This window comes from Pseudorhodobacter sp. E13 (assembly GCF_003991405.1).
Taxonomy (GTDB): domain Bacteria; phylum Pseudomonadota; class Alphaproteobacteria; order Rhodobacterales; family Rhodobacteraceae; genus Pseudorhodobacter.
Genome location: NZ_RPEN01000158.1, coordinates 264,163 through 286,397, shown reverse-complemented (window position 1 = coordinate 286,397; position 22,235 = coordinate 264,163). Strand labels below are relative to the sequence as shown.

At 61.0% G+C, this 22,235-nt stretch carries 10 protein-coding genes and 1 tRNA gene; 8 read left to right on the top strand and 3 right to left on the bottom strand.

What is annotated here, in order from left to right; translation table 11 throughout:
* Nucleotides 1-133 precede the first annotated feature (133 nt).
* Nucleotides 134-1,303, top strand: coding sequence for a deoxyguanosinetriphosphate triphosphohydrolase (locus EGN72_RS15140; protein ID WP_127049399.1), 1,170 nt, complete (start codon nt 134-136; stop codon nt 1,301-1,303).
* A gap of 6 nt (nt 1,304-1,309) precedes the next feature.
* Nucleotides 1,310-3,118: a sodium:proton antiporter gene (locus EGN72_RS15135; protein WP_127049023.1), complete on the top strand. Its 1,809-nt coding sequence runs from the start codon at nt 1,310-1,312 to the stop codon at nt 3,116-3,118.
* 31 nt (nt 3,119-3,149) lie between these two features.
* Here EGN72_RS15135 and EGN72_RS15130 read toward each other — a convergent pair whose 3' ends face one another.
* Complete coding sequence (locus EGN72_RS15130) at nt 3,150-3,623, bottom strand: disulfide bond formation protein B (RefSeq protein WP_127049021.1); 474 nt, start codon at nt 3,621-3,623, stop codon at nt 3,150-3,152.
* Nucleotides 3,620-4,198: a YqaA family protein gene (locus EGN72_RS15125; protein WP_127049019.1), complete on the bottom strand. Its 579-nt coding sequence runs from the start codon at nt 4,196-4,198 to the stop codon at nt 3,620-3,622. The genes EGN72_RS15130 and EGN72_RS15125 overlap by 4 nt, the downstream gene beginning before the upstream one ends.
* A 119-nt stretch (nt 4,199-4,317) precedes the next feature.
* On the opposite strand from EGN72_RS15125, the gene EGN72_RS15120 reads away from it, so the two are divergent.
* From EGN72_RS15120 to EGN72_RS19630, 4 genes are all read left to right on the top strand, one after another.
* Nucleotides 4,318-5,169 (top strand): neutral zinc metallopeptidase, encoded by an 852-nt coding sequence (locus tag EGN72_RS15120; protein WP_127049017.1) that lies wholly within the window; start codon nt 4,318-4,320, stop codon nt 5,167-5,169.
* 111 nt (nt 5,170-5,280) lie between these two features.
* A tRNA-Leu gene (locus tag EGN72_RS15115) sits at nt 5,281-5,364 on the top strand.
* Between the two features lie 751 nt (nt 5,365-6,115).
* A complete protein-coding gene (locus EGN72_RS15110) occupies nt 6,116-10,204 on the top strand; it encodes an Ig-like domain-containing protein (protein WP_127049015.1) in 4,089 nt (1,362 codons plus the stop codon).
* 265 nt (nt 10,205-10,469) lie between these two features.
* Nucleotides 10,470-17,447, top strand: a complete 6,978-nt coding sequence (locus EGN72_RS19630) for a Hint domain-containing protein (protein WP_127049013.1) — start codon at nt 10,470-10,472, stop codon at nt 17,445-17,447.
* 11 nt (nt 17,448-17,458) lie between these two features.
* Here EGN72_RS19630 and EGN72_RS15100 read toward each other — a convergent pair whose 3' ends face one another.
* Complete coding sequence (locus EGN72_RS15100; RefSeq protein WP_127049011.1) at nt 17,459-18,064, bottom strand: NTP transferase domain-containing protein; 606 nt, start codon at nt 18,062-18,064, stop codon at nt 17,459-17,461.
* Between the two features lie 538 nt (nt 18,065-18,602).
* Between EGN72_RS15100 and EGN72_RS15095 the strand changes: the two genes are divergently transcribed.
* A complete protein-coding gene (locus EGN72_RS15095; RefSeq protein ID WP_127049009.1) occupies nt 18,603-21,308 on the top strand; it encodes a ribonuclease E/G in 2,706 nt (901 codons plus the stop codon).
* Nucleotides 21,309-21,454: 146 nt separating this feature from the next.
* A complete protein-coding gene (locus EGN72_RS15090; RefSeq protein ID WP_127049007.1) occupies nt 21,455-22,204 on the top strand; it encodes a cytochrome c biogenesis CcdA family protein in 750 nt (249 codons plus the stop codon).
* The last annotated feature ends 31 nt before the right edge of the window (nt 22,205-22,235 follow it).

The window sequence follows — 22,235 nt, the reverse complement described above, 5'->3', positions numbered from 1 at the left end:
GCGGCTGTTATATTTGTAATATAGGGGGCGGGATGGTGCAGGACAAGGCGCGGCAGCAAGGGTGCCATTCCCCAAAGAATCGCATATAGACGAAAGCGATAGCCGTGACTGTGCGGCGCTATAGGTCGGAATGATGCTTGCACCCTTTGCCTGCCACCCGGAAAGCTCTCGCGGGCGTCTGCACGCCGAGCGGATGTCGTCGTTCCGGTCGCCGTTTCAGCGCGACCGCGACCGGATCATCCATTCCTCGGCCTTCCGGCGGCTGAAACACAAGACGCAGGTCTTTGTGGAACATGAGGGCGATTATTACCGCACGCGGCTGACCCATTCGATCGAGGTGGCGCAGGTGGCACGCACCATTTCCGGCGTCTTGGGGCTGAACACCGATCTGGCCGAGGCGATCGCGCTGGCGCATGATCTGGGCCACACCCCCTTTGGCCATACCGGAGAGGATGCACTGGCCGAACTCATGGCCCCTTACGGCGGTTTTGACCATAACGCCCAGGCCCTGCGCATCGTCACCCGGCTGGAACGGCATTACGCCGATTTCGACGGGTTGAACCTGACATGGGAGGCGCTGGAAGGCATTGCCAAGCATAACGGCCCCGTGGTCGCAGAACCGGGGCAGGTGTTGCCCTATGCGCTGGTCGAGGCCAATGCCGAATGGGATCTGGAACTGCACAGCTATGCCAGCGCCGAGGCGCAGGTGGCCGCGATTGCCGATGATATTGCCTATTCCCACCATGATCTGCATGACGGGTTGCGTTCTGGCCTGTTTGACGAGGCGGATCTGATGGAACTGCCCGTCACTGGCCCCGCCTTTGCCGAAGTGGATGCGCTGCACCCCGGTCTGGACAAGATGCGCCGCCGGCATGAGGCGCTGCGCCGTGTCTTTGGCCGTATGGTCGAAGATGTGATCGCGGTGGCCAATATCCGTCTGGGGGCGGCGAAACCGCAATCTGTCAGCGATATCCGCGCGATGGATGGCACCGTGATCCGCTTTTCCAAGCCGCTGTATCAGGAGTTGAAGGCGATCCGGTCTTTCCTGTTCACCCGCATGTATCGCGCGCCATCGGTGATGAAGGAACGCGCGCGGGTTACATCGGTGGTGCGTGATCTGTTCCCGCTGTTCATGGATCAACCCGCGCTGTTGCCCGCCGAATGGCGCGAAGATGTGGCCCGCGCGGATTCCCGGCAATTGCTGGCGCGCATCGTGGCCGATTATGTGGCCGGAATGACGGACCGCTTTGCCCTTCAAGAACATGCGCGGATTTTCAAAACCGCGCCCCCAGAGACGGAGTAAGAAACGATGGCAGTTGAATCCGCAGGCCTCTCGCCAGTAGAGGCCTTTGCCCTTGTGGGTGTGATCGGTGTGGGGGCGCAGTGGTTGGCATGGCGGCTGCAAATGCCTGCGATCGTGCTGATGCTGGTGGCGGGGCTGATTATTGGCCCTGCAACGGGAATTTTCATTCCCTCGCGTGATATCGGGGATCTGGTCGGGCCGATGATTTCCATCGCGGTCGCGGTGATCCTGTTCGAAGGCGGGCTGACGCTGAACTTTCACGCCTTGCAGGATGCCGCAAAAGGTGTGCGGCGGCTGGTCATTGTGGGCGCGCCCTTGGGGTGGCTGACATCGACGCTTGCCGTGCATTACGGCGCGGGGCTGGGCTGGGCGGCCTCGGCGGTGTTTGGCGGTATCATGATCGTGACAGGCCCCACGGTGATCGCGCCCTTGCTGCGCCAGGCCCGCCTGTCGCGCCGCCCTGCGGCCTTGCTGCAATGGGAAGCGATTGTGAATGACCCGGTGGGCGCTTTGGCCGCTGTGCTGGCCTTTGGCGTGGTGCAGGTGATGCAGGCCGATGGCGGTGGCGGATCGGCTGCCGGGCATTTCTTTGTCGGGATTTTCTTTGCCACGCTGGTCGGTTGGCTGGCCGGGCGCGGCATTGCGCTGGCCTTTCGCAAGGCGCTGGTGCCGGAATATATGAAAGTGCCGGTGCTGTTTGTGGTGCTGCTGGCGGTGTTCACCATTTCCGACCGCGTGCTGCATGAAAGCGGGCTTTTGGCGGTGACGGTGATGGGCCTTGTGATCGCCAATGCCGAACTGCCCAGCTATGAGGAGCTGCGCCGCTTCAAGGAACATGCCACGATCCTGCTGGTGTCGGGGGTGTTCATTCTGCTGGCGGCGGGGCTGGATATGACGGCCCTGCTGGGGTTGGATATCCGGGCGGTGCTGTTTGTGGCGCTGGTGGTGCTGGTGGCGCGGCCCCTGACGGTGATGACCTCGCTGATCGGAACCTCGGTGCCAATGCGTGAGCGGGTCTTGGTTGCCCTGACCGGGCCGCGCGGTGTGGTGCTGATGGCGGTTGCGGGCCTGTTTGGCGAACGTCTGGTGGCGCTTGGCGTGCCGGATGGGGCGGCCATCGGGCCGCTGGCCTTTGTTCTGGTGGCCGCGACCGTGGTGATCAACGGCTTTGGCCTTACGCCTCTGGCCAGCCTTCTGGGGCTACGCGCCGCAGAGGTGCCGGGCGTGCTGCTGGTGGGGGGCACGCGGCTGACCACCTCGCTGGGGCGGGCTTTGGCCAAGGCCGACGTGCCGGTGCTGGTGACGGATGTGAACCTTGGCCATCTGCGCCATGCGCGCGCGGCGGGGCTGAAGGTGTTTTTCGGGGACATCCTGTCCGAGGCGGCGGAAAACAAGGTGGAATTCATCGGCTTTTCCACCATCGTCGCGGCAACCGACAATGATGCCTATAACACCTTGGTCACAACTGACCTTGCCCCGGAATTTGGCCGCGACAAGGTCTGGCAACTGCCCCGCGCCAAAAGCGAAAGCGCGCGGCACAACTTGCCTGTCACGCTGGGTGGGCGGCGGATCGGGGACGGGCGGCCCTATGAAGATTATGAGGCGCTGCTGACCCAAGGCTGGGAGGTGCGCACCACCAAGCTGACCGAGGAATACAGCTTTGAAGCATGGCGCGCGGATCGGCCCAATGCGATCCTGCTCTGTGTGATTCCGGCGAATGGCGATCTGCGCTTTGTCGGGGCGGATAGCAAACAGGTGCCAGTCACGGGTGCGCGCTTGTTGGCCCTGTCACCGCCCAAGGCAGAAGCAGCCTAAGGACCAATGCAAACTGGCCAAGCGGTGCGCCTTAGCGCCGCTTGGCGGCCATCAGCCAGAACCCCACCAGCACCAGCGAGGCGATGCCGTTCCATGACGCCATCGACAGCCCTGCCAGTTCCCACGCCACCGCGTCACAGCGCACCGGGGCGGCAACGGTGGCGGCGGGGTTCAGCAAATCCTCGACACTGATCCCGGCGATGGAGCCTGCGCTGCACGAGGCAAGGCCCTCCCACCACAACCGCTCTACCCCTGTGTGAAACAACGCAATGCCTGCGGTGGTCAGGGCTGCCAGCGCGCCCAGATAGGGCAGGGTGCGCCCTTGCAGGATCAGCGCCAACAGGCCGATCACCACCGCCGCCATATGCGGATAGCGCTGCCAGAGGCAAAGCTGGCACGGGGCCATGCCGCCAAGATACTCAAAACCGTAAGCCCCGGCCAACAGCGCGGCAGAGCCACCCGCCGCCAGAAGTATAAACTGTGTCCGGGTGATGGAATGCGTCATAGGAACCTCACAGCGGCAAATCCGGCGATCAGCAACAGCACCGCCAAGGTGAACATAAGGCCCAAACGCCGTTCGATGAAATCACGGATCGGTGCGCCGAATTTCCACAATAGCGCCGCGATCAGGAAAAACCGCAAGGCCCGCGCCACCACGCTTGCCAGCATGAAAACCGGCAGCGAAAGGCCGGTGGCCCCGGACAAGATGGTGATGACCTTATACGGGAACGGCGTGACCCCCGCGATCAGCACCGCCCAGGCGCCGAATTCATTGTAACGCGCCTGGAAGGTCGCGAAATGTTCGGTCTTGCCATAAAACTCCAGCACCGGCAGGCCGATGGAGTCAAAGAACACCGCCCCGATATAATAGCCAAACGCCCCGCCCAGCACCGAAAACACCGTCGACACCGCCGCGATCAGAAACGCGCGGCGCGGGGCTGCGATGATCATCGGGATCATCAGAATATCGGGCGGAATCGGAAAGACAGAGCTTTCGATAAAGGCCACAAAGGCCAGTGCCCACAGGGCATGGCGCGATTGGGCAAGGCCCAGCGTCCAATCATATAAAGCGCGGATCATCGGGATCTCCGGTCGGGGTTGGCGCGTTGCATCATGCAGCGCCCGGCGGGTCAAGGGACAAACAGGCTTTCGGCCTGTGCCGGGCTGGGCTAAAACAAGGAAAACGGGGGGAGTTTGCGATGAAATGGCAAGGACGGCGCGAAAGCCGCAATATCGAGGATCGTCGCAGCCAAGGCAGCCGCACGCGCCGGGCCGGCGGCGTGGGGGGCGTTGGCCTTATTGCTGTGTTGGCGATCGGGTATTTTCTGGGCATTGATGTGACGCCCTTGTTGCAAGATCAGGGGGGCGGGCAGGTGTCCAGCCCGGCGCCGATGACGGCCGCCGATGAACAGGCGGGGCGTTTTGTCGCGGTCACGCTGGCCGATACCGAAGAAGTCTGGGCCGATATTTTCCGCGATCAGCTTGGGCGCAGCTACACGCCTGCGACGCTGGTTCTGTTCAAAGGGGTGACAGGGTCGCCTTGCGGCGGGGCCTCGGGGGCGTCCGGCCCGTTCTACTGCCCCGGCGACAAAAAGGCCTATCTGGATACCGATTTCTTTGTGACACTGGATCGGCAATTGGGGGCCAAGGGCGATTTTGCGGCGGCCTATGTGGTGGCGCATGAAATCGCGCATCACGTCCAGAATGAGCTGGGCATCCTGTCCCGCGCCAATGAGGTGCGCGCGCAGGTGTCGCAGGCCGAAAGCAATGCGATCTCGGTGCGGATAGAGCTGCAAGCCGATTGTTTTTCAGGCATTTGGGCGCGTTCGGCGCAACAGAAATTCGGGTCCATCGACCGTGGCGATCTGGAAGAAGCGGTGAATGCCGCCCGCCAGATCGGCGATGATACCTTGCAGCGCAACGCGGGCCGCCGCCCCAATCCGCACAGCTTTACCCATGGCACCGCCGAACAGCGCGCGCGCTGGTTCGTCACTGGCTATCAATCGGGGACTGTGGCCGCCTGCGACACGTTTTCCACCAATGATATCTAAGGCTGCCGGGGGCGGGGCCTTCGCGCCGCCCTCAGTTTTCACAAGAAGTGATTTTTGATGCTTTCTGCTGATTGACGAAGCCGGAAAGGCGCGTTACATCGCACCCACTGGGCCCGAGTGGCGGAATGGTAGACGCAGGGGATTCAAAATCCCCCGTCGCAAGACGTGCGAGTTCGAGTCTCGCCTCGGGCACCAGTAATCCCTCCGATTCTCTTTTTGTCAAAATTATGGCCATTTTTAAGCGATATGATTCGGTCACGTTAACCAATATTGTCGCTAATTCGCGGGATTGTTAGGCAAATTTCCGGTATTGGTTCCGGTTTGAGGACAGCGCTCTCTGCCCCGCTGATGAATAAAAAATGATTTGGTTAATCCGAGAATCAGGGTTTCGATTGTTTCCAGAATTTGCGTTTGGCATGTTTGATTTGTGAAATTCTGGGGCCAGCACCCTGCTGAAATCGAACTTTACCTGTCTATCTGGACAGGTTGACCCGCCGAAAATGGAAACAATCCGCCCCGGCCTTCCTGACCCAACGACCAGTTTTCCCACCGTTTTCAAAGTGCTGTGGCCCCGGTGACGCTTGGGCCTCTCACTGATTTTGCTTTTCCAGACCGATAAGCGATTGTATTACTAATGCTGTCCTATCTGGGAAGGGCATGGCCGTGGGGGCGGTCGATTTGAGTGGTGTGTATCGCACAGGGTTTGTGTCGCTGCATGGTAAGATGCTGCTAATCCGAAGGGAAACCTTTGTCAGAGGTTGTGAGGGCGTTTTACGTCATCCGGCCTCCGCTGCACTATCTTTAAACCTCACTCCGTCGAACAGGCTTCGTCGTGGCGTAGAGACCGGGCTTTCCGGTTCGCGTTGATCTTGCGGCCTTTGCGCTGCGTTTGATGGCGCGATCTGGGCAGGTGCTTGGGTCTCTGCTGATGTGAGGAATGTAAGAAATGCCGATCTTTGCTCTCTACAATTTTGATGACACCGGGCTTGTGGCAGCGGATTCCGCAGTTGCGAACGGCGCGCAAGATGGTGCCTATTTCGATGGGGCAGCCCCGGTCGGCGGGCGGGCCGTATTGGATGGTATTAATGACAAGGTAAAGATTTACCCAAGCCCCACATTCCAACTGCCGCGCGGCACCTTGGAAATTCAATTCTCGCAGACATCGCATGTGGGTGACTACCCGAACACGGTTCTGTCGCGTGATACGGCATCCGAAACCCCCGGCGGGTATCGGATCGAAGTGATGCCCGATGGTTCGGTGCTAATCTCGCATGAATCCGCAACCGCGACCACGACCTTCCAGACCGATCCCGGCTTCGTGAACCCCGGTGATGAGATCAACGTGGTCTATTCCTGGGATGCGACCAGCGGCGGGTCGGTGCAGATCACCAACCTGACCACCGATGACAGTTTCGAAGATCTGGTCCCTGCGGGCCTGACCATGAACCAAGGCCCCATGAGCCAGCCTTGGATGATTGGTGCCGGGCAATCGCAATCTGACGCCGGGCAATTGAACAACCTGAACAACCATTTCCAAGGCTCGGTCGAGATGTTCTCTCTGTCCGACACGGTGGATAACTTCTCGGGCATCCCCACCGCCAACCCCGATACCGCCGAAACCGATGAAGACACGCCGATTGACGTGATCCCGGTGCTGGCGAATGACACCGACCCGACCGGCCAGACCTTGACCATCACCGGCACCCCCACCTCCGAAAACGGCACCGTGGGCGTGAACCCGGATGGCACGCTGTCCTACACGCCGAACCCCGATTTCAACGGCACCGACACCATCACCTATACCATCACCGATCCGGACGGCAACGAATCCACCAGCACCGTCACCGTCACCGTGAATCCGGTGAATGATGGCCCGGTTGCCGTGGATGACGTGGACAGCACCGAAGTGGATACGGCAGTTGTCGTCGATCTGATCGGCAATGACACCGATGTTGATAACCTGAATTCCGAACTGTCCATCACCGGCACGCCGACCTCGGCGGATGGCACGGTTGTGGTGAACCCGGATGGCCGCTCGGTCACCTTCACGCCGAACCCGGGCTTTACCGGGGTGGCGACGATCAACTACACCGTCACGGACCCGGATGGGCTGACCGATGACGGCGTAGCTACCATCACGGTTGCCGATGATGATGGCGAAACCCCCATCGCCAACCCCGATACCGCCGAAACCGATGAAGATACGCCGATTGACGTGATCCCGGTTCTGGCGAATGACACCGACCCGAATCTTGACCCGCTGACCATCTCTGGCACCCCGACCGCCGAAAACGGCACCGTGGGCGTGAACCCGGATGGCACGCTGTCCTACACCCCGAACCCGGAGTTCAGCGGCACCGACACCATCACCTATACCATCACCGATCCCGATGGGAATGAGGCCACCAGCACCGTCACCGTCACCGTGAACCCGGTGAATGACGCCCCCGTTGCGGTGGATGATGAGGATGTAACGGCGATCAATACGCCGGTCACTCTGGATATCATCGCCAATGACACCGATGTCGACAATACCAACCCCGAGCTTGCGATTGCAGGCACGCCGACCTCGGCACAGGGCACGGTAGAGGTTGGCCCGGATGGCCGTTCCATCACCTTCACGCCGAATGCGGGTTTCACCGGTGTGGCGACGATCAACTACACCGTCACCGACCCGGACGGGCTGACCGATGAGGGCGTTGTCACCATCACCGTCGGCGACCCGGATGCGCCGGTGGCCAACCCCGACACCGCCGAAACCGATGAAGATACGCCGATTGATATCATCCCGGTTCTGGCGAATGACACCGACCCGAATCTTGACCCGCTGACCATCTCTGGCACCCCCACCGCAGAAAACGGCACCGTGGGCGTGAACCCGGATGGCACGCTGTCCTACACCCCGAACCCCGATTTCAACGGGGTGGACACGATAACCTATACGATCACCGATCCGGATGGGAATGAGGCCACCAGCACCGTCACCGTCACCGTGAACCCGGTGAATGACGGCCCCGTCGCAGTGGATGATGAAGAAACCGGCAATTACAACGAATCCGTTGTGGTGGACCTGATCGGCAATGACACCGATGTCGACAACCCGAACGCGGAACTGTCGATCTTTGGCACGCCCACCTCGCCCGATGGGACAGTGGTGGTGAACCCCGATGGCCGTTCTGTCACCTTCACGCCGAATGCCAACTTCATCGGTGAGGCGACGATCAACTATACCGTCACCGACCCCGATGGGTTGACCGATGATGGCGTGGCCACCGTGACCATCGAGGACCCGGATCGCGATGGGATCGTGCGCGGCACCGACGATGGCAACCTGATCGACACCGATTACATCGACCCCTTCGATGCCGACCGTGTCGATGCAGGCGATGCAATCCTGGATGATGATGCGCCGAATGATGACCGCATTCGTGCCGAAGGTGGCGACGATACCGTCTTTGCCGGGCTTGGCGATGATACGGTCTTTGCTGGATTGGGCGATGACCTTGTTTATGGCGAAGAAGGCGACGACGACCTGCGCGGGAATGAGGGCAATGACACGCTGTATGGCGGCGATGGCTCTGACACCGTGTATGGCCAGCAGGATGATGACTTCATCGACACATCGGCCAGCACGCCAATTCCGGATATTGATTATCCCGGCGTTTACCCGGCGGATACCGACCCGAACAATGACCGCGATCTGGTCTATGGCGGGCTGGGCAATGATACGATCCTGACGGGCGACGATGCCGATACGATCTTTGGGGATGGCGGCGATGACTCCATCAACTCCGGGATTGATGCCGACCTCGTCTATGGCGGCGGTGGCGATGATACCATCATCGGCAGCGAAGGCGCAGATACGATCTTTGGTGAGGACGGCAACGACCTGATCTATGGCGGCCTTGACGATGTGATCGGTGATGCGCTGGATCTGCCGGATGATATTGATCTGCGCCCCTTGAACAACCCCGACTTGATCGACGGCGGTGCGGGCAATGACACGATCTATGGCCGCGATGACAATGACACGCTGATTGGCGGCACCGGCAATGACCTGCTGTTTGGCGGCGTCGACAATGACCTGCTGTCGGGTGATCTGGGCAATGACACGCTGCACGGCGACGAAGGCGATGACATCCTTGAAGGCGATGGCGGCAATGACGTGTTCTATGGTGGCACGGGCGTTGACACCATGTTCGGCGGCGCGGATCGCGATGATTTCATCGTTGGTCTGGGTGAAGGTGCCGGCAGCGAGGTTTATGGTGGGTCTGAAGGCGATGACTTCGACCGCCTGATCATCGAAGGGCCGCGCACGGGCTACCTTGTGGTGGAAACCGGGCCGGACAGCGATGGCAACGGGATCGACGGTCGTGTCGAATATCTGGATGCCGATGGCAACATCACCGGCACGCTGCAATTCGAGAATATCGAAGAGATTGTCAGCGTTCCCTGCTTCACGCCCGGCACCTTGATTGCCACGCCCAAGGGTGAGGTTCCGATTGAAAACCTGAGGGCCGGTGACCGGATCATCACCCGCGACAATGGTATTCAGGAATTGCGTTGGATCGGTCAACGCAAGTTTGACTGGGCGCATCTGACCGCCAATCCGCATCTGCGCCCGATCATGGTACGCCGTGGCAGCCTTGGAAACGGCCTGCCAGAGCGTGACATGATGCTAAGCCCGAACCACCGGGTTCTGGTGTCCAACGATCGCACGTCGCTGTATTTCGACGAGCATGAGGTGCTGGTGTCTGCCAAGCATCTGGTCGGCGGCAAGGGTATCTTTGAGGTGGAAAGCATCGGGACGACCTATATCCACCTGATGTTTGACCAGCACGAAGTGGTGCTGTCGGATGGGGCCTGGACAGAAAGTTTCCAGCCCGGTGACTACACCTTGAACGGTATGGGCAACGCGCAGCGCAATGAAATTCTGGAACTGTTCCCGGAATTGAAAACCAAGGAAGGTCTGGCCGATTACACGGCGGCCCGCCGCACCTTGAAAAAGCACGAAGCCACGCTGCTGGTGCGCTAAGCGCAGGCAGACCAGAGTTTATGCAGCGAGCTGCAAGCAATTGCAGCTACAGGAAAAGGGGGCTTCGGCCCCCTTTTTTCTGTTCTGTTCGGGGCGGTGGCAACGCATCTCAAAGCGGCGCTTTGGTTGGGGTCTTTTGCAGTCTCCGCGGAAACGCCACGCCGCTGCCCCATCTTTGCCCCAGTCCCCCGCCATTGAAGGCCTTGGAAGAATCTGTGCGCAGGTTGCGAAAACCAGCGTCAAAGCTAAAGAGTTAGAGGGTAGAATGCCGTTTTTGTTGAACTGGGCGAGTGTTGGGGCAAACGGAACCTATTCCTTGGCCAATGGCACCGATACGGTCGGGCTGACGGTTGCGACCACAACCAACGCGCTGTCGCAAACGGCGCGCGCCTTTAGCTCTGGTTCGCCATCGGCCCCGGCGCTGTGGGTTTCGGGCATTTCCGAGCCGATCACCAGCACGCTGACCTTTGGCGCCCCCGTTTCCAACTTCAGCTTTGAAATCTACGACATCGATTCCAGCCCGAACTCTTGGGATGACAAGCTGACGGTGCTTGTCACCGATGCACAGGGCAATGTGCAGGCGGTGAATTTCGGCGATCTGCTGGCAGATCCTTATCATTCGTCTTCGGGCAATGTGCTGAACGCCGATGGTTCTTTCAATGGCGGGGTGGAAACGGTCGGTGCCGAAGATAGTGTGGCCATTACCATCGCGGGGCCAGTGTCACGGATTCAATTCATCTTTGACAATGGCGAAAGCTTTGATCGCAGTGGCATGTTCGGCGTTGGCAATATGTCCTTTGACCGGGCCGCGCCGGATTTCATCGTCGAAGGCACCGCCAATGGTGATCTGATCGACGATTCATATGTGCTTGATCCCGAAGGCGACCGGGTGAATGCCGGGGATGCGGCGAACGGGTCGGATGATGATATCATTCAAGCCGGCGCGGGTAATGACACGGTGATCTCGGGCGCGGGCAATGATTCCGTTGATGCGGGCACGGGCAATGACTCTGTTACCGCCGGCACCGGGAATGATACGGTTTTGGGCGGCGCGGGGCTGGATACGATCTATGGCGGCGCGGGCGCTGACAGCCTGATGGGCGAGGCGGATGCCGACCTGATCTATGGCGGCGACGACAATGATTATGTCGACGGTGATGGCGGTGCGGATATCCTGCACGGCGATGGCGGCAACGATACGATCGTCGGCGATGATGGCAACGATGTCATGTATGGCGGCGCAGGCGATGACCAGATCTTCGCCTCTGCCGGGAACAATCAGGCCTATGGCGGCAGCGGCGCGGACCAGGTGTTTCTGGGCGCGGGCAATGACACGGTTGACGGTGGCACCGGGGCCGACCTGATCAATACGGCGGGCGGGAATGATACGATCCTGCTTTCGGACGGGTTCGGCAATGATACGATCATCGGCGGTGAGACGGCCGAGACAGCGGGCGATACGCTGAACCTGTCGGCGCTGTCCGCTGGTGCGACGGTGGACCTGAGCAATGCCAACCCGGAAACCGGGACTGTCAGCACCAGCACCAGCACCGCCACATTCTCGGAAATCGAGAATATCGTGCTGAGCAACCATGACGATATCATTGTCTTGGGGGCAAATACCGGCGCGGCGCGGGTCATCGGCTTTCAGGTGCCTGTCGACAATGGCAACGGCACCTATACCGGACTTGATACAATAAACCCCGGCAACCTGCTGGATGCGCAGGGTAATCCGGTCAACGCCTATGATGTGACCGTCACCAGCCTTGGCGGCAATGCCGTGCTGACCTTTCCGGGCGGGCAAAGCCTGACACTGGTCGGCGTCGATGCCAGCGCGGTATCCTCGATTGCGCAACTGGCGGCGCTGGGCTTTGCGGCACCGGATGGCATTGTCTATGGCACGGCCGGGGATGACACGATTGATGCGGCTTATCTGGGCGACAATGACGGCGACCGGATCGACGCAGGCGATGCGATCTTGCCGGGGGCCGGGCCGAATGACGATCTGGTCTATGCCGGTGCGGGCAATGACAGTGTGGATGCGGGCCTTGGCGCGGATTCCGTGGTTGGCGAGGCCGGGAATGACACGCTGAACGGCGGCGAAGGCAATGACACGCTGGTCGGCGATTATGAGATCGACTCCGATTTTTCCGTGCGCGGCAACCCGATTGCAGGGCCGGGCGGCAATGATGTGCTGACAGGTGGCGCAGGGGACGACAGCATCTACGGCGGCTCCGGCGATGACAGCCTTTATGGCGGCGATGGCAATGACAGCCTGCTCGGCGGCCATGGCAATGACTTGCTCGAAGGCGGCGCGGGCGATGATGAACTGGAAGGCCTCTATGGCGACGACACCATTTATGGCGGTGACGGTAATGATCTGGTCTATGGTCGCGATGGCGCCGACCTGATCTATGGCGGTGATGGGGTTGATACGCTCATCGGGTCCATCGGGATTGACACGCTCTATGGTGGCGCGGGCAATGACATCCTTGCTGGAAGTCAGGGCAGCGATCTGATCTATGGCGGCGATGGCGATGATCTTGTGTTCATCGGCGTGCCTGCCCCCGGCGATATCGCCTATGACAATGAAGGCAGCATCTATCTGGATGCGGGCAATGACTTTCTGGATGCCAGCGATGCTACGTTGCGCTTTGACGCTTATGGCGGCACGGGCAACGATTTCATGAATGCCGGCCTGGGCGATGATACGCTGTTCGGTGGTGCCGATAATGACCAGATCTACGCGGGCGCAGGCAATGACCAACTGACCGGCGATGAAGGCAATGACTATATCGAAGGGCAGGCGGGCGATGATCGGTTCTTCCTGGCTGATGGTTTTGGGCAGGACACGCTGGTCGGCGGTGAAACCACCGAAGGTGCGGGCGATACGCTGGATGCCAGCGCCGTTACGCAAAACATCACGCTGGACCTGAGCGCGGGCGATGCCACCAACCCCGAGGATGGCACGCTCAGCCTCGATGCCGCCAATACCGCGACCTTCTCCGAGATTGAGACAGTGGTGCTTGGCTCTGGCGACGATAGCGTCACCGGCTCCAGCGGCAGCGATACCGTGTTCACCGGGTCCGGGGCCGATACGGTGATTGGCGGCGCAGGTAATGACAGTTTTGATATAGGGGCCGATAGTGACCGTGATGTGATCGTGCTGGCCGATGGGTTTGGCAGCGACACGATCACCCATTTTGATCTGACCGACAGCGGCGATGGCACTGCGATTGACCAGTTGGATGTCTCGGGCCTGACCTCGGACGGGGGTGTCACCCCGGTCAATACCTCGAATGTCACCGTGACCGATACCAATGGCGACGGCACCGGCGACGCGATCCTGACCTTCCCGGGCGGCGAAAGCATCACCCTTGTGGGCGTGCTGGCCAGTCAGGTTGACAGCTATGCCGAGTTGGAGGCCATCGGCATCCCACGCACCCCCGAGGCGGTTGACGGAACGGCGGCGGGGGATCTGATGCCGGTGGGCTATGTCGATGCGCAAGGCGATATCATTGATGGCGCGGACGGTCTGAATGATACGATCTATGGCTATGGCGGTGATGATACGATCATCGCGGGCCTTGGGGATGACACGGTTTTCGCAGGCGATGACAATGACAGCGTTGCAGGGGGGGCTGGGGCAGACCTGATCTATGGCGGCGCGGGCAATGATACGCTGAACGGTGGCGATGACGCCGATACGATCTTTGGCGATGCCGGGGCCGACAGTATCGAAGGCGATACCGGGGATGACTTGCTCTGGGGTGGCGCGGATGGCGATACACTGGCCGGTGGGGCCGGGGCCGATACCTTGCTGGGCGACGATGGCGATGACTCCCTGCGCGGCGGCGCGGATGGTGACAGCCTGTATGGTGGCGCGGGCAATGATACGATCCAAGGCGACGCCGGCGATGATTATGCCGAAGGTTATTTTGGCGATGATCTCATGTCGGGCGGTATTGGTTCGGATACGCTGGACGGCGGTGACGGCAACGATCAGATTTTCGGCGGTGATGACAACGATTTCCTGATGGGCGGCGATGGTCAGGACCAATTGGACGGCGGGTCGGGCAATGACACGCTTTGGTCGGGCGCGGGCGATGATACGCTGATCGGCGGTGCGGGTAACGATACCATGATCGGTGAAGGGGGCGACGATACCTTCACCCTGTCTGCCGGGTTCGGCACCGATGTCATTCAAGGCGATGAGGCCGGGGAAACCAACGGCGATACTATTGATGCCTCGGCCATCACCTCGGCCGTGGTGCTGGATCTGAGTGCGGGAAACCCCGGCGACCCGGAATCCGGCACGCTGACCTCTGGCGCCGATGTGGCCAGTTTCAACACGATTGAAAACATCGTTCTGGGTGCGGGCGATGACAGTGTCATCGGCTCCTCCGGGGCGGATAACGTTGTCACCGGGGCGGGCGCGGATACCGTCGATGGTGGCGCGGGCGATGACCGTTTCGCGCTGGGCGCGGATGGTGACGCGGATGTGGTGCGCCTGTCCGATGGCGATGGCCATGACACGATTGCGGGCTTTGACGCCCCGACAGTCAACCCCGATGGCAGTTTCAGCGGTGTAGACCAGCTTGATGTCTCGGACCTGTTTTCCACGCCGGGCAATCCGGTCGACGTCGATGATGTGACGGTTGGGGATGATGGCGCGGGCAACGCGGTGCTGACCTTCCCGAATGGCGAGGCTGTCACGCTGGAAGGCGTTAGTCCGGCCTTGGCCGCCGATCCGAAATACCTGATCGCGCTGGGCATTCCATCGAATTACATCGTCGAAGGCACCAGCGGGGCCGACCTGATCGACGCCGCCTATGCCGATGACCCGGAAGGCGACATGATCGACGCCGCCGATAATCTGGCGGGCAATGATGATGACATTGTGCAGGCCGGGGCCGGGAATGACACAGTTTATTCCGGCGCGGGCGATGATCTGGTTTATGGAGAGGCAGGTGCCGACCTTGTGCAATCCGGTGCGGGCGCTGACACGCTGTATGGTGGCAGCGGCAATGACACGCTGAACGGCGATGCAGGGGCGGATCAGCTTTATGGCGGCGATGATCGCGACCAGTTGACCATTTCGGGCGCGCTGGAGGCTGATAGCCTGACCGGCGGCGAAGGCGGCGATGACTTTGACACCGTAGAGCTTCAGGGCGCAGATGCCGGGGTCACGGTGACCTATGCCACCAATGAGGCAGGCAGCATCACCGATGGCACGGCCACGGCCCTTTTCTCGGAAATCGAAGCCTTCAACCTGACCGAGTTCAACGACAATCTGAACGGTGGGGTCAGCACGCTGGCGCTGTCGGTCTTTGCCGGGGCCGGGAATGACACGATCACCGGTGGCAGCGGCGCGGATACGCTGCATGGTGAATTGGGCGATGATGTCATTTTCGGCGGGCTGGGCAATGACTCCATCCGCGCCGATGAGGGCGACGACACTGTTTTCGGCGGGGCCGGGAACGATACGATCTTTGGCTTTGAAGGCAGTGACTCGGTTGATGGCGGCGATGGCGATGACCTGATCAACACGCGCACATCGCCCGGCACCGGCTTGCCGGATCAAGGCTATCCCGGCCTTTATGCCGCCGATACCGACCCGAACAATGACCGCGATACCGTCGAAGGCGGCGCGGGCAATGACACCATTCTGACCGGGGATGATGATGACCTGATCTATGGCGGCAGCGGTGCCGATTCCATTGATGCGGGCTTTGATGACGATACTGTCTATGGCGGTAGCGGCAATGACACCATCATCGGCAGCGAGGGCAATGATTACGTCGAAGGCGGCCTTGGCAATGATGTCATCTATGGCGGTCTGGCCGTGGGCGTGGCCGATATCTCCTCGATCCCCGATGCAACCGACCTGTTGCCGGGCAACGGGCTGGATACGCTTTACGGCGGTGATGGCAATGATCTGATCTATGGCATGGATGATGCCGACCTGCTCTATGGTGATGCGGGCAATGACACGCTGTATGGCGGCATCGACAATGACAGCCTCTATGGCGGCGATGGCGCAGACAGTCTTTATGGCGATGAAGGCGATGACCGGATTGAGACCGGCGCCGGCGATGATGCGGCCTATGGCGGCGAAGGCAATGACCTAATCATCGGCGGTGGCACAGGCGTCGATGCCCTGTTCGGCGATACGGGCAATGACACGATCACCGGCAGCCTGACGGGCAACACGCTGGCCTATGGCGGGGATGGCAATGACAGCATCACCGGCGGCGACCTGACCGATCAACTGATCGGCGATGATGGTGATGACATCATCTCCGGCGGTGGCGGTGCGGATGTCCTTTCAGGTGACGCGGGCAATGATACGCTTTACGGCGGCGACGGCGCGGACAACGTGTCGGGCGGCGCAGGCAATGACACGATTGACGGCGGCGAAGGGGCCGATACGCTCTTTGGTGATGATGATCGTGATCTGTTCTATGGCGGCATCGGCGATGTCATCGACGGCGGCGAGGGCGGGGATGACTTTGACACCCTGAACCTGTCCAACCTTGGCGGCGCGGCGGGCACCAATATCATCTATGGTGGCGGCAATGACGAATCCGGCATCGTCGAGGTTCTGGATGGCACCGGCGCGGTGGTTGGCACCTTCAGCTTCAGCAATATCGAAAGCGTCATCCCCTGCTTTACCCCCGGCACGATGATCCTGACCAAAGACGGCGAAAAGCCGGTGGAAAGCTTGCAGGTCGGTGACAAGGTGCTGACCCGCGACAATGGCTATCAGACGATCCGCTGGGTCGGGCAGCGCCATCTTTCGGCGCATGATCTGGCCGCCCAACCGAACTTCAACCCGGTGCGCATTCGTGCAGGGGCGCTGGGCGACAACCTGCCGTGCCGCGATATGACCGTCTCGCCTCAGCACCGGATGCTGATCTCGGGGCCGCGCGCCGAGATGTTGTTCGGCGAGGCCGAAGTGCTGGTGGCCGCGCTGCATCTGGTCAATGACCGCAGCATCGTCCGCGCTTGGCCGCAGCAGGTGACTTATATCCACCTGCTGTTTGATGAGCATGAGATCATTCGCGCCGATGGGGCCTGGACCGAAAGCTTCCAACCCGGCGATCAGACCTTGCACAGCATAGACAGCCCCCAACGCGCAGAGCTTTTGGCGCTGTTCCCCGAACTGGCGCAGGGGGATTTCTATCCCGCCGCCCGGATCACGCTGAAAGCCTATGAGGCCAAGGTGCTGATGCTGCAATAAGGCAGGCGGGCTTAGCCCCGCGCTGCCCGCCATGCCGCCCAATCTTCGGGCGTATCCAGATCGGTCAGGGCATGTGTATCAGGCAAGGGCACATGGCTGACCCGGCCTGCATGCGCCTGCAACAATGGCTTGGCCCCGCTGTCCCCATGCAGCCCCGCCAATTCCGCCCGCGCCCAAGCCGGAAACAGCACCGGATGCCCCGGCCTGCCATCGGCACAGGCCCCGCGCAAGATGTGCTGCGGCTGCGCCTGATGTGCGGCGATCATGCGGGTCAGGTCGGCAGCATCAATCTCGGGCATATCGGCCAAGAGCAGCAAGACGGCTGCCCCCTCAGGGCAATCCGCCAAGCCCGCGCGCAGCGAGGCGGCCATGCCTTCGGCCGCGTCCGGCACTGTCACAAGGCCCAAAGGCAGACCTTTCAATGCCATGGCACGCGCTGGCCGGTCCGGCGGCAGGGCAACCCAAACCGGCAGCCCGGTGCCAAGCGCCATCTCGGCCACCCGGCGCAGCAAGGGCAGGCCGCCCACCGGCTCCAGCAACTTATCCGCGCCGCGCATCCGCCGGGCGGCACCTGCGGCCAGAACCAGCACGCAAAGCGGGGGCGGGAGGGCGTTCATCAACTGTCCTTTTGCGGGAGGCTGCACGGGCGCGTGCGCCAAGTTTAGCCGCTTTGCACGCCAAGAAAAGCATCAAGACGCAAAAGCCGCACAGACAAGGCCAATCCCGGCCTTGTCACGCTTAATGCAGATTCAAGGCAAATTGCCCATTGTCTTATGTCATATCCTGCCATTATGGTCGAACCACGCGGGTCTAACTGTCTTTACAGCAGGTCCGCGCGCCAGATTTACGCCAAGGCGCATTGGGCGGGCCACAGGGTTCGCAGATGCTTGCCATGGTGGTCAACCGGTCGAAAGACCCCTAATTCGCCCGTCAAGTCATTGACGATACGGGCTTTTCATATGGATGCAGTAATGCATTCGGGATAAACCGCGATGCGCCGCGCATGTAATTTGACCAGAACTGACGGGGGGGCTGCAAGGCCGCACCCGCTATTTCTGACGCGCAGCCTCGCCTATACAAGTCACCACATCCGCGCAAATCGCCCCCCTGGAAATCCTCCGGTGCGGTGGGCGCGACTGGGTGCCATGGAACATAATGGCCAAGAAAATGCTAATCGACGCCACACATGCCGAGGAAACTCGGGTTGTTGTGGTAGATGGGAACAAGGTTGAGGAATTCGATTTTGAAACCATCAACAAGCGCCAGCTTGCTGGCAATATCTACCTCGCAAAGGTAACACGGGTCGAACCTTCGTTGCAGGCGGCCTTCGTGGACTATGGCGGCAACCGCCATGGCTTCCTTGCCTTTGCCGAAATCCATCCTGATTACTATCAGATCCCGATGGCAGACCGTAAGGCGCTGCTGGAGGAGGAGCGGGCCTTGGCCCGCGCCGAAGATGACGACGAAAAGGAAAAGGAAAAGGGCGGGGATCGCCGCCGCCGCCGTGGCCCGCGTGGTGCCTCTGCCGCGCAAGCCGCCAAATCCGATGACGCCGTGAAAACCGCCGAAATCGGGGCGATGGATGTTGTCGATCTGGACGACGAAGACGCAGAGGCGACAGCCTCGTCGGATGAGGGGACCACGGCGGAAACCCCGGCCCCCGCGCCCGAAGCCAAGGCAAAAGCCCCGGCCAACACCAGCGCGCCCGATCAGGACGCCGATGACAGCGCCAATGACAGCGATGAGCCGGAGAGCGAAGAGCCCTACCGCGCGATGGATACCGCCTCTGACACCGACAGCGAGATTGAATCGGTCGCGGATGAGGATGTGACCGAAGAAATCCGCGCCCCGCGCCGCCCGCGTGCGCGTCGCTACAAGATCCAGGAAGTGGTCAAAGTGCGCCAGATCATGCTGGTGCAGGTGGTCAAGGAAGAACGTGGCAACAAAGGTGCGGCGCTGACGACCTATCTGTCGCTGGCAGGCCGCTATTGCGTGCTTATGCCCAACACCGCGCGCGGTGGCGGCATCAGCCGCAAGATCACCCAAGCCAATGACCGCAAGAAGCTGAAAGAGATTGCGCAGGAAATCAAGGTGCCGGAAGGCGCTGGCCTGATCATCCGCACCGCAGGGGCCAAGCGCACCAAGCCGGAAATCAAGCGCGACTACGAATACCTGATGCGTCTGTGGGAACAGATCCGCGAGCTGACGATGAAATCCATCGCCCCCGCCGCGATCTATGAAGAAGGCAACCTGATCAAGCGCTCCATCCGCGATCTTTACAGCCGCGAGATTGACGAAGTGCTGGTCGAAGGCGCCGAAGGCTACCGCGTGGCCAAGGACTTCATGCGCATGATCATGCCTTCCCATGCCAAGGCGGTGCAGCCCTATCAGGATCAGACCCCGCTTTTCGCCCGCTATCAGGTGGAAAGCTATCTTGGCGGCATGTTCAACCCGACCGTGCAGCTGAAATCCGGCGGCTATATCGTTATCGGCATCACCGAAGCGCTGGTCGCAATCGACGTGAACTCGGGCCGGGCCACCAAAGAAGGCTCCATCGAAGACACGGCGCTGAAAACCAATCTGGAGGCCGCCGAAGAGGTGGCGCGCCAGTTACGCCTGCGTGACCTTGCGGGCCTGATCGTGATCGACTTCATCGACATGGAAGAGCGTCGCAACAACGCCGCCGTTGAGAAGAAGCTGAAAGACAAGCTGAAAACCGACCGCGCGCGGATTCAGGTGGGGCGGATCAGCGGCTTTGGCCTGCTGGAAATGAGCCGCCAGCGCCTGCGCCCCGGCATGTTGGAAAGCACGACCCAGCCTTGCGCGCATTGCCATGGCACCGGGTTGATCCGCTCTGATGACAGCATGGCGCTGACCATTCTGCGTGCACTGGAAGAAGAAGGCACCCGCAAACGCAGCAAGGAAGTGTTGCTGCGCGCGCCGATTGCCGTCGTGAACTTCCTGATGAACCAAAAGCGCGAACATATCGCCATGATCGAGGCCCGCTATGGCATGTCCGTGCGGATCGAGGCTGACCCCTCGCTGATCAGCCCCGATTACTCGCTTGAAAAGTTCAAGACCGCGACCCGCGCCGTGGTTGAGGTTTCGGCGGCGATTTCCGGCAATTCCTCGTTTATGGGCATGGCCGTGGATGATATCGAAGATCCCGATATCCCGACCGAAGAGGAAGAAAACGCCGAGGTTGAGGCGGAAACCATCGTCACGGCACCGGACGATCAAAAGGACGGAAACGGCCGCAAAAAGCGTCGTCGTCGTCGTCGTCGTCGCGGCAATAACGCCAATGGCGAAAATGGCGGTGATGATGGCAATGGCGATCAGGACAATGGCGATGACAGCAACGGCGATGAAGGCGATGATGCCACCGCCGAACCCGTAGCGGTTGAGGCCGCAGAGGCAGCCGAGGCCAAGACCGAGGACGCTCCGAAAAAGCGGCGCACCCGGTCGCGCAAGCCCAAAGCCGATGCCAAGGCCGAAACCGCAGAGCCTGCGGCAGAGGGGGCGGCAGAGGCCGCGACTCCGGTTGCCGAAGACGCAGCGGCGGAAAAGCCAAAGCCCAAGCGCACCCGCAAGCCCAAGGCCAAAAAGGATGACGTCGAAACCCCGGCTGAGGCCCCGGTTGAGGCGAAACCCGCAGCAAAGGCCGCGCCGATCGCGGCAGAGGCCCCGGCGGAACCTGCACCGGCAGAGGTGGCCCCCGCGCCCGAACCGGTCGCAGTGGTGGCCACTCCTGACGCCGCGCCCGAACCTGCGCCCGCTGCGGCAGAGGTGACTGAGGCCGCGCCGGAAACCACCGAAGAGGCCAAGCCGCGCCGCCGTGGCTGGTGGAACCTCGGGCGCTAGGCCAAGGCACACAGGATCGAACGGGCGCGGGGGCAACCTCGCGCCCGTTTTCGTTGACACATTGGCCCACGGCAACGTGACCAATTGTCGGCGTGACGAGGGGCCGCCAAAGCGCTATGACAGGCTGGCAACCCAAAGGAATGCCCATGATCGGAATTGATCTTATCGACGCCGCCCTTGCCCCGGCCATGCTGGTGGCGCTTTTGGCGGGTGTTCTGTCTTTCCTCAGCCCTTGCGTCCTGCCAATCGTGCCGCCCTATCTGGCCTATATGGGCGGAATCAGCATGGGAGAGATGACAGGCAGCACCGCGCGCCGCCGGGTTCTGCTGCCTGCGGTGTTCTTTGTGCTGGGCCTGTCAACGGTGTTCCTGTTCCTTGGCTTCACGGCGTCGATCTTTGGCACGTTTTTCCTGCAATATCAGGACGTTCTGTCCAAGGTGTCGGGTGCGGTCGTCATCATCTTCGGGCTGCATTTTCTGGGCATTTTCCGCATCAGCATGCTGGACCGCGAGGCGCGTCTGGATGCGGGCGACCGGGGCGGCTCGGCCTTTGGGGCCTATCTTCTGGGCCTTGCTTTCGCCTTTGGCTGGACACCGTGCATCGGCCCGCAACTGGGCGCGATCCTGTCGCTTGCAGCGTCCGAGGCCAGCCTGACACGCGGCACCACGCTGCTGGGGGTTTACGCCATCGGTCTGGGCCTGCCCTTCATTCTGGCCGCTGTCTTTATTGAACGCGCCGTTGGCCTGATGTCACGGCTCAAGCGTCATATGAAAACCATCGAACGCGCGATGGGTGTGCTGTTGATCGTAGTGGGCGTGGCATTGCTGACGGGGGCTTTCTCGGCCTTCTCGTTCTGGCTGCTGGAAACCTTCCCCGCGCTCAGTTCTTTGGGCTAAGTTTTGCCAGATTTCCCGCTATACTGCGGGG

Bases quoted from the DNA above. Each gene is read 5' to 3' on its own strand.
- EGN72_RS15140 (WP_127049399.1), top strand. From the start codon at position 134: ATGCTTGCACCCTTTGCCTGCCACCCGGAAAGCTCTCGCGGGCGTCTG.
- EGN72_RS15135 (WP_127049023.1), top strand. From the start codon at position 1,310: ATGGCAGTTGAATCCGCAGGCCTCTCGCCAGTAGAGGCCTTTGCCCTT.
- EGN72_RS15130 (WP_127049021.1), bottom strand. From the start codon at position 3,623: ATGACGCATTCCATCACCCGGACACAGTTTATACTTCTGGCGGCGGGT.
- EGN72_RS15125 (WP_127049019.1), bottom strand. From the start codon at position 4,198: ATGATCCGCGCTTTATATGATTGGACGCTGGGCCTTGCCCAATCGCGC.
- EGN72_RS15120 (WP_127049017.1), top strand. From the start codon at position 4,318: ATGAAATGGCAAGGACGGCGCGAAAGCCGCAATATCGAGGATCGTCGC.
- EGN72_RS15110 (WP_127049015.1), top strand. From the start codon at position 6,116: ATGCCGATCTTTGCTCTCTACAATTTTGATGACACCGGGCTTGTGGCA.
- EGN72_RS19630 (WP_127049013.1), top strand. From the start codon at position 10,470: ATGCCGTTTTTGTTGAACTGGGCGAGTGTTGGGGCAAACGGAACCTAT.
- EGN72_RS15100 (WP_127049011.1), bottom strand. From the start codon at position 18,064: ATGAACGCCCTCCCGCCCCCGCTTTGCGTGCTGGTTCTGGCCGCAGGT.
- EGN72_RS15095 (WP_127049009.1), top strand. From the start codon at position 18,603: ATGGCCAAGAAAATGCTAATCGACGCCACACATGCCGAGGAAACTCGG.
- EGN72_RS15090 (WP_127049007.1), top strand. From the start codon at position 21,455: ATGATCGGAATTGATCTTATCGACGCCGCCCTTGCCCCGGCCATGCTG.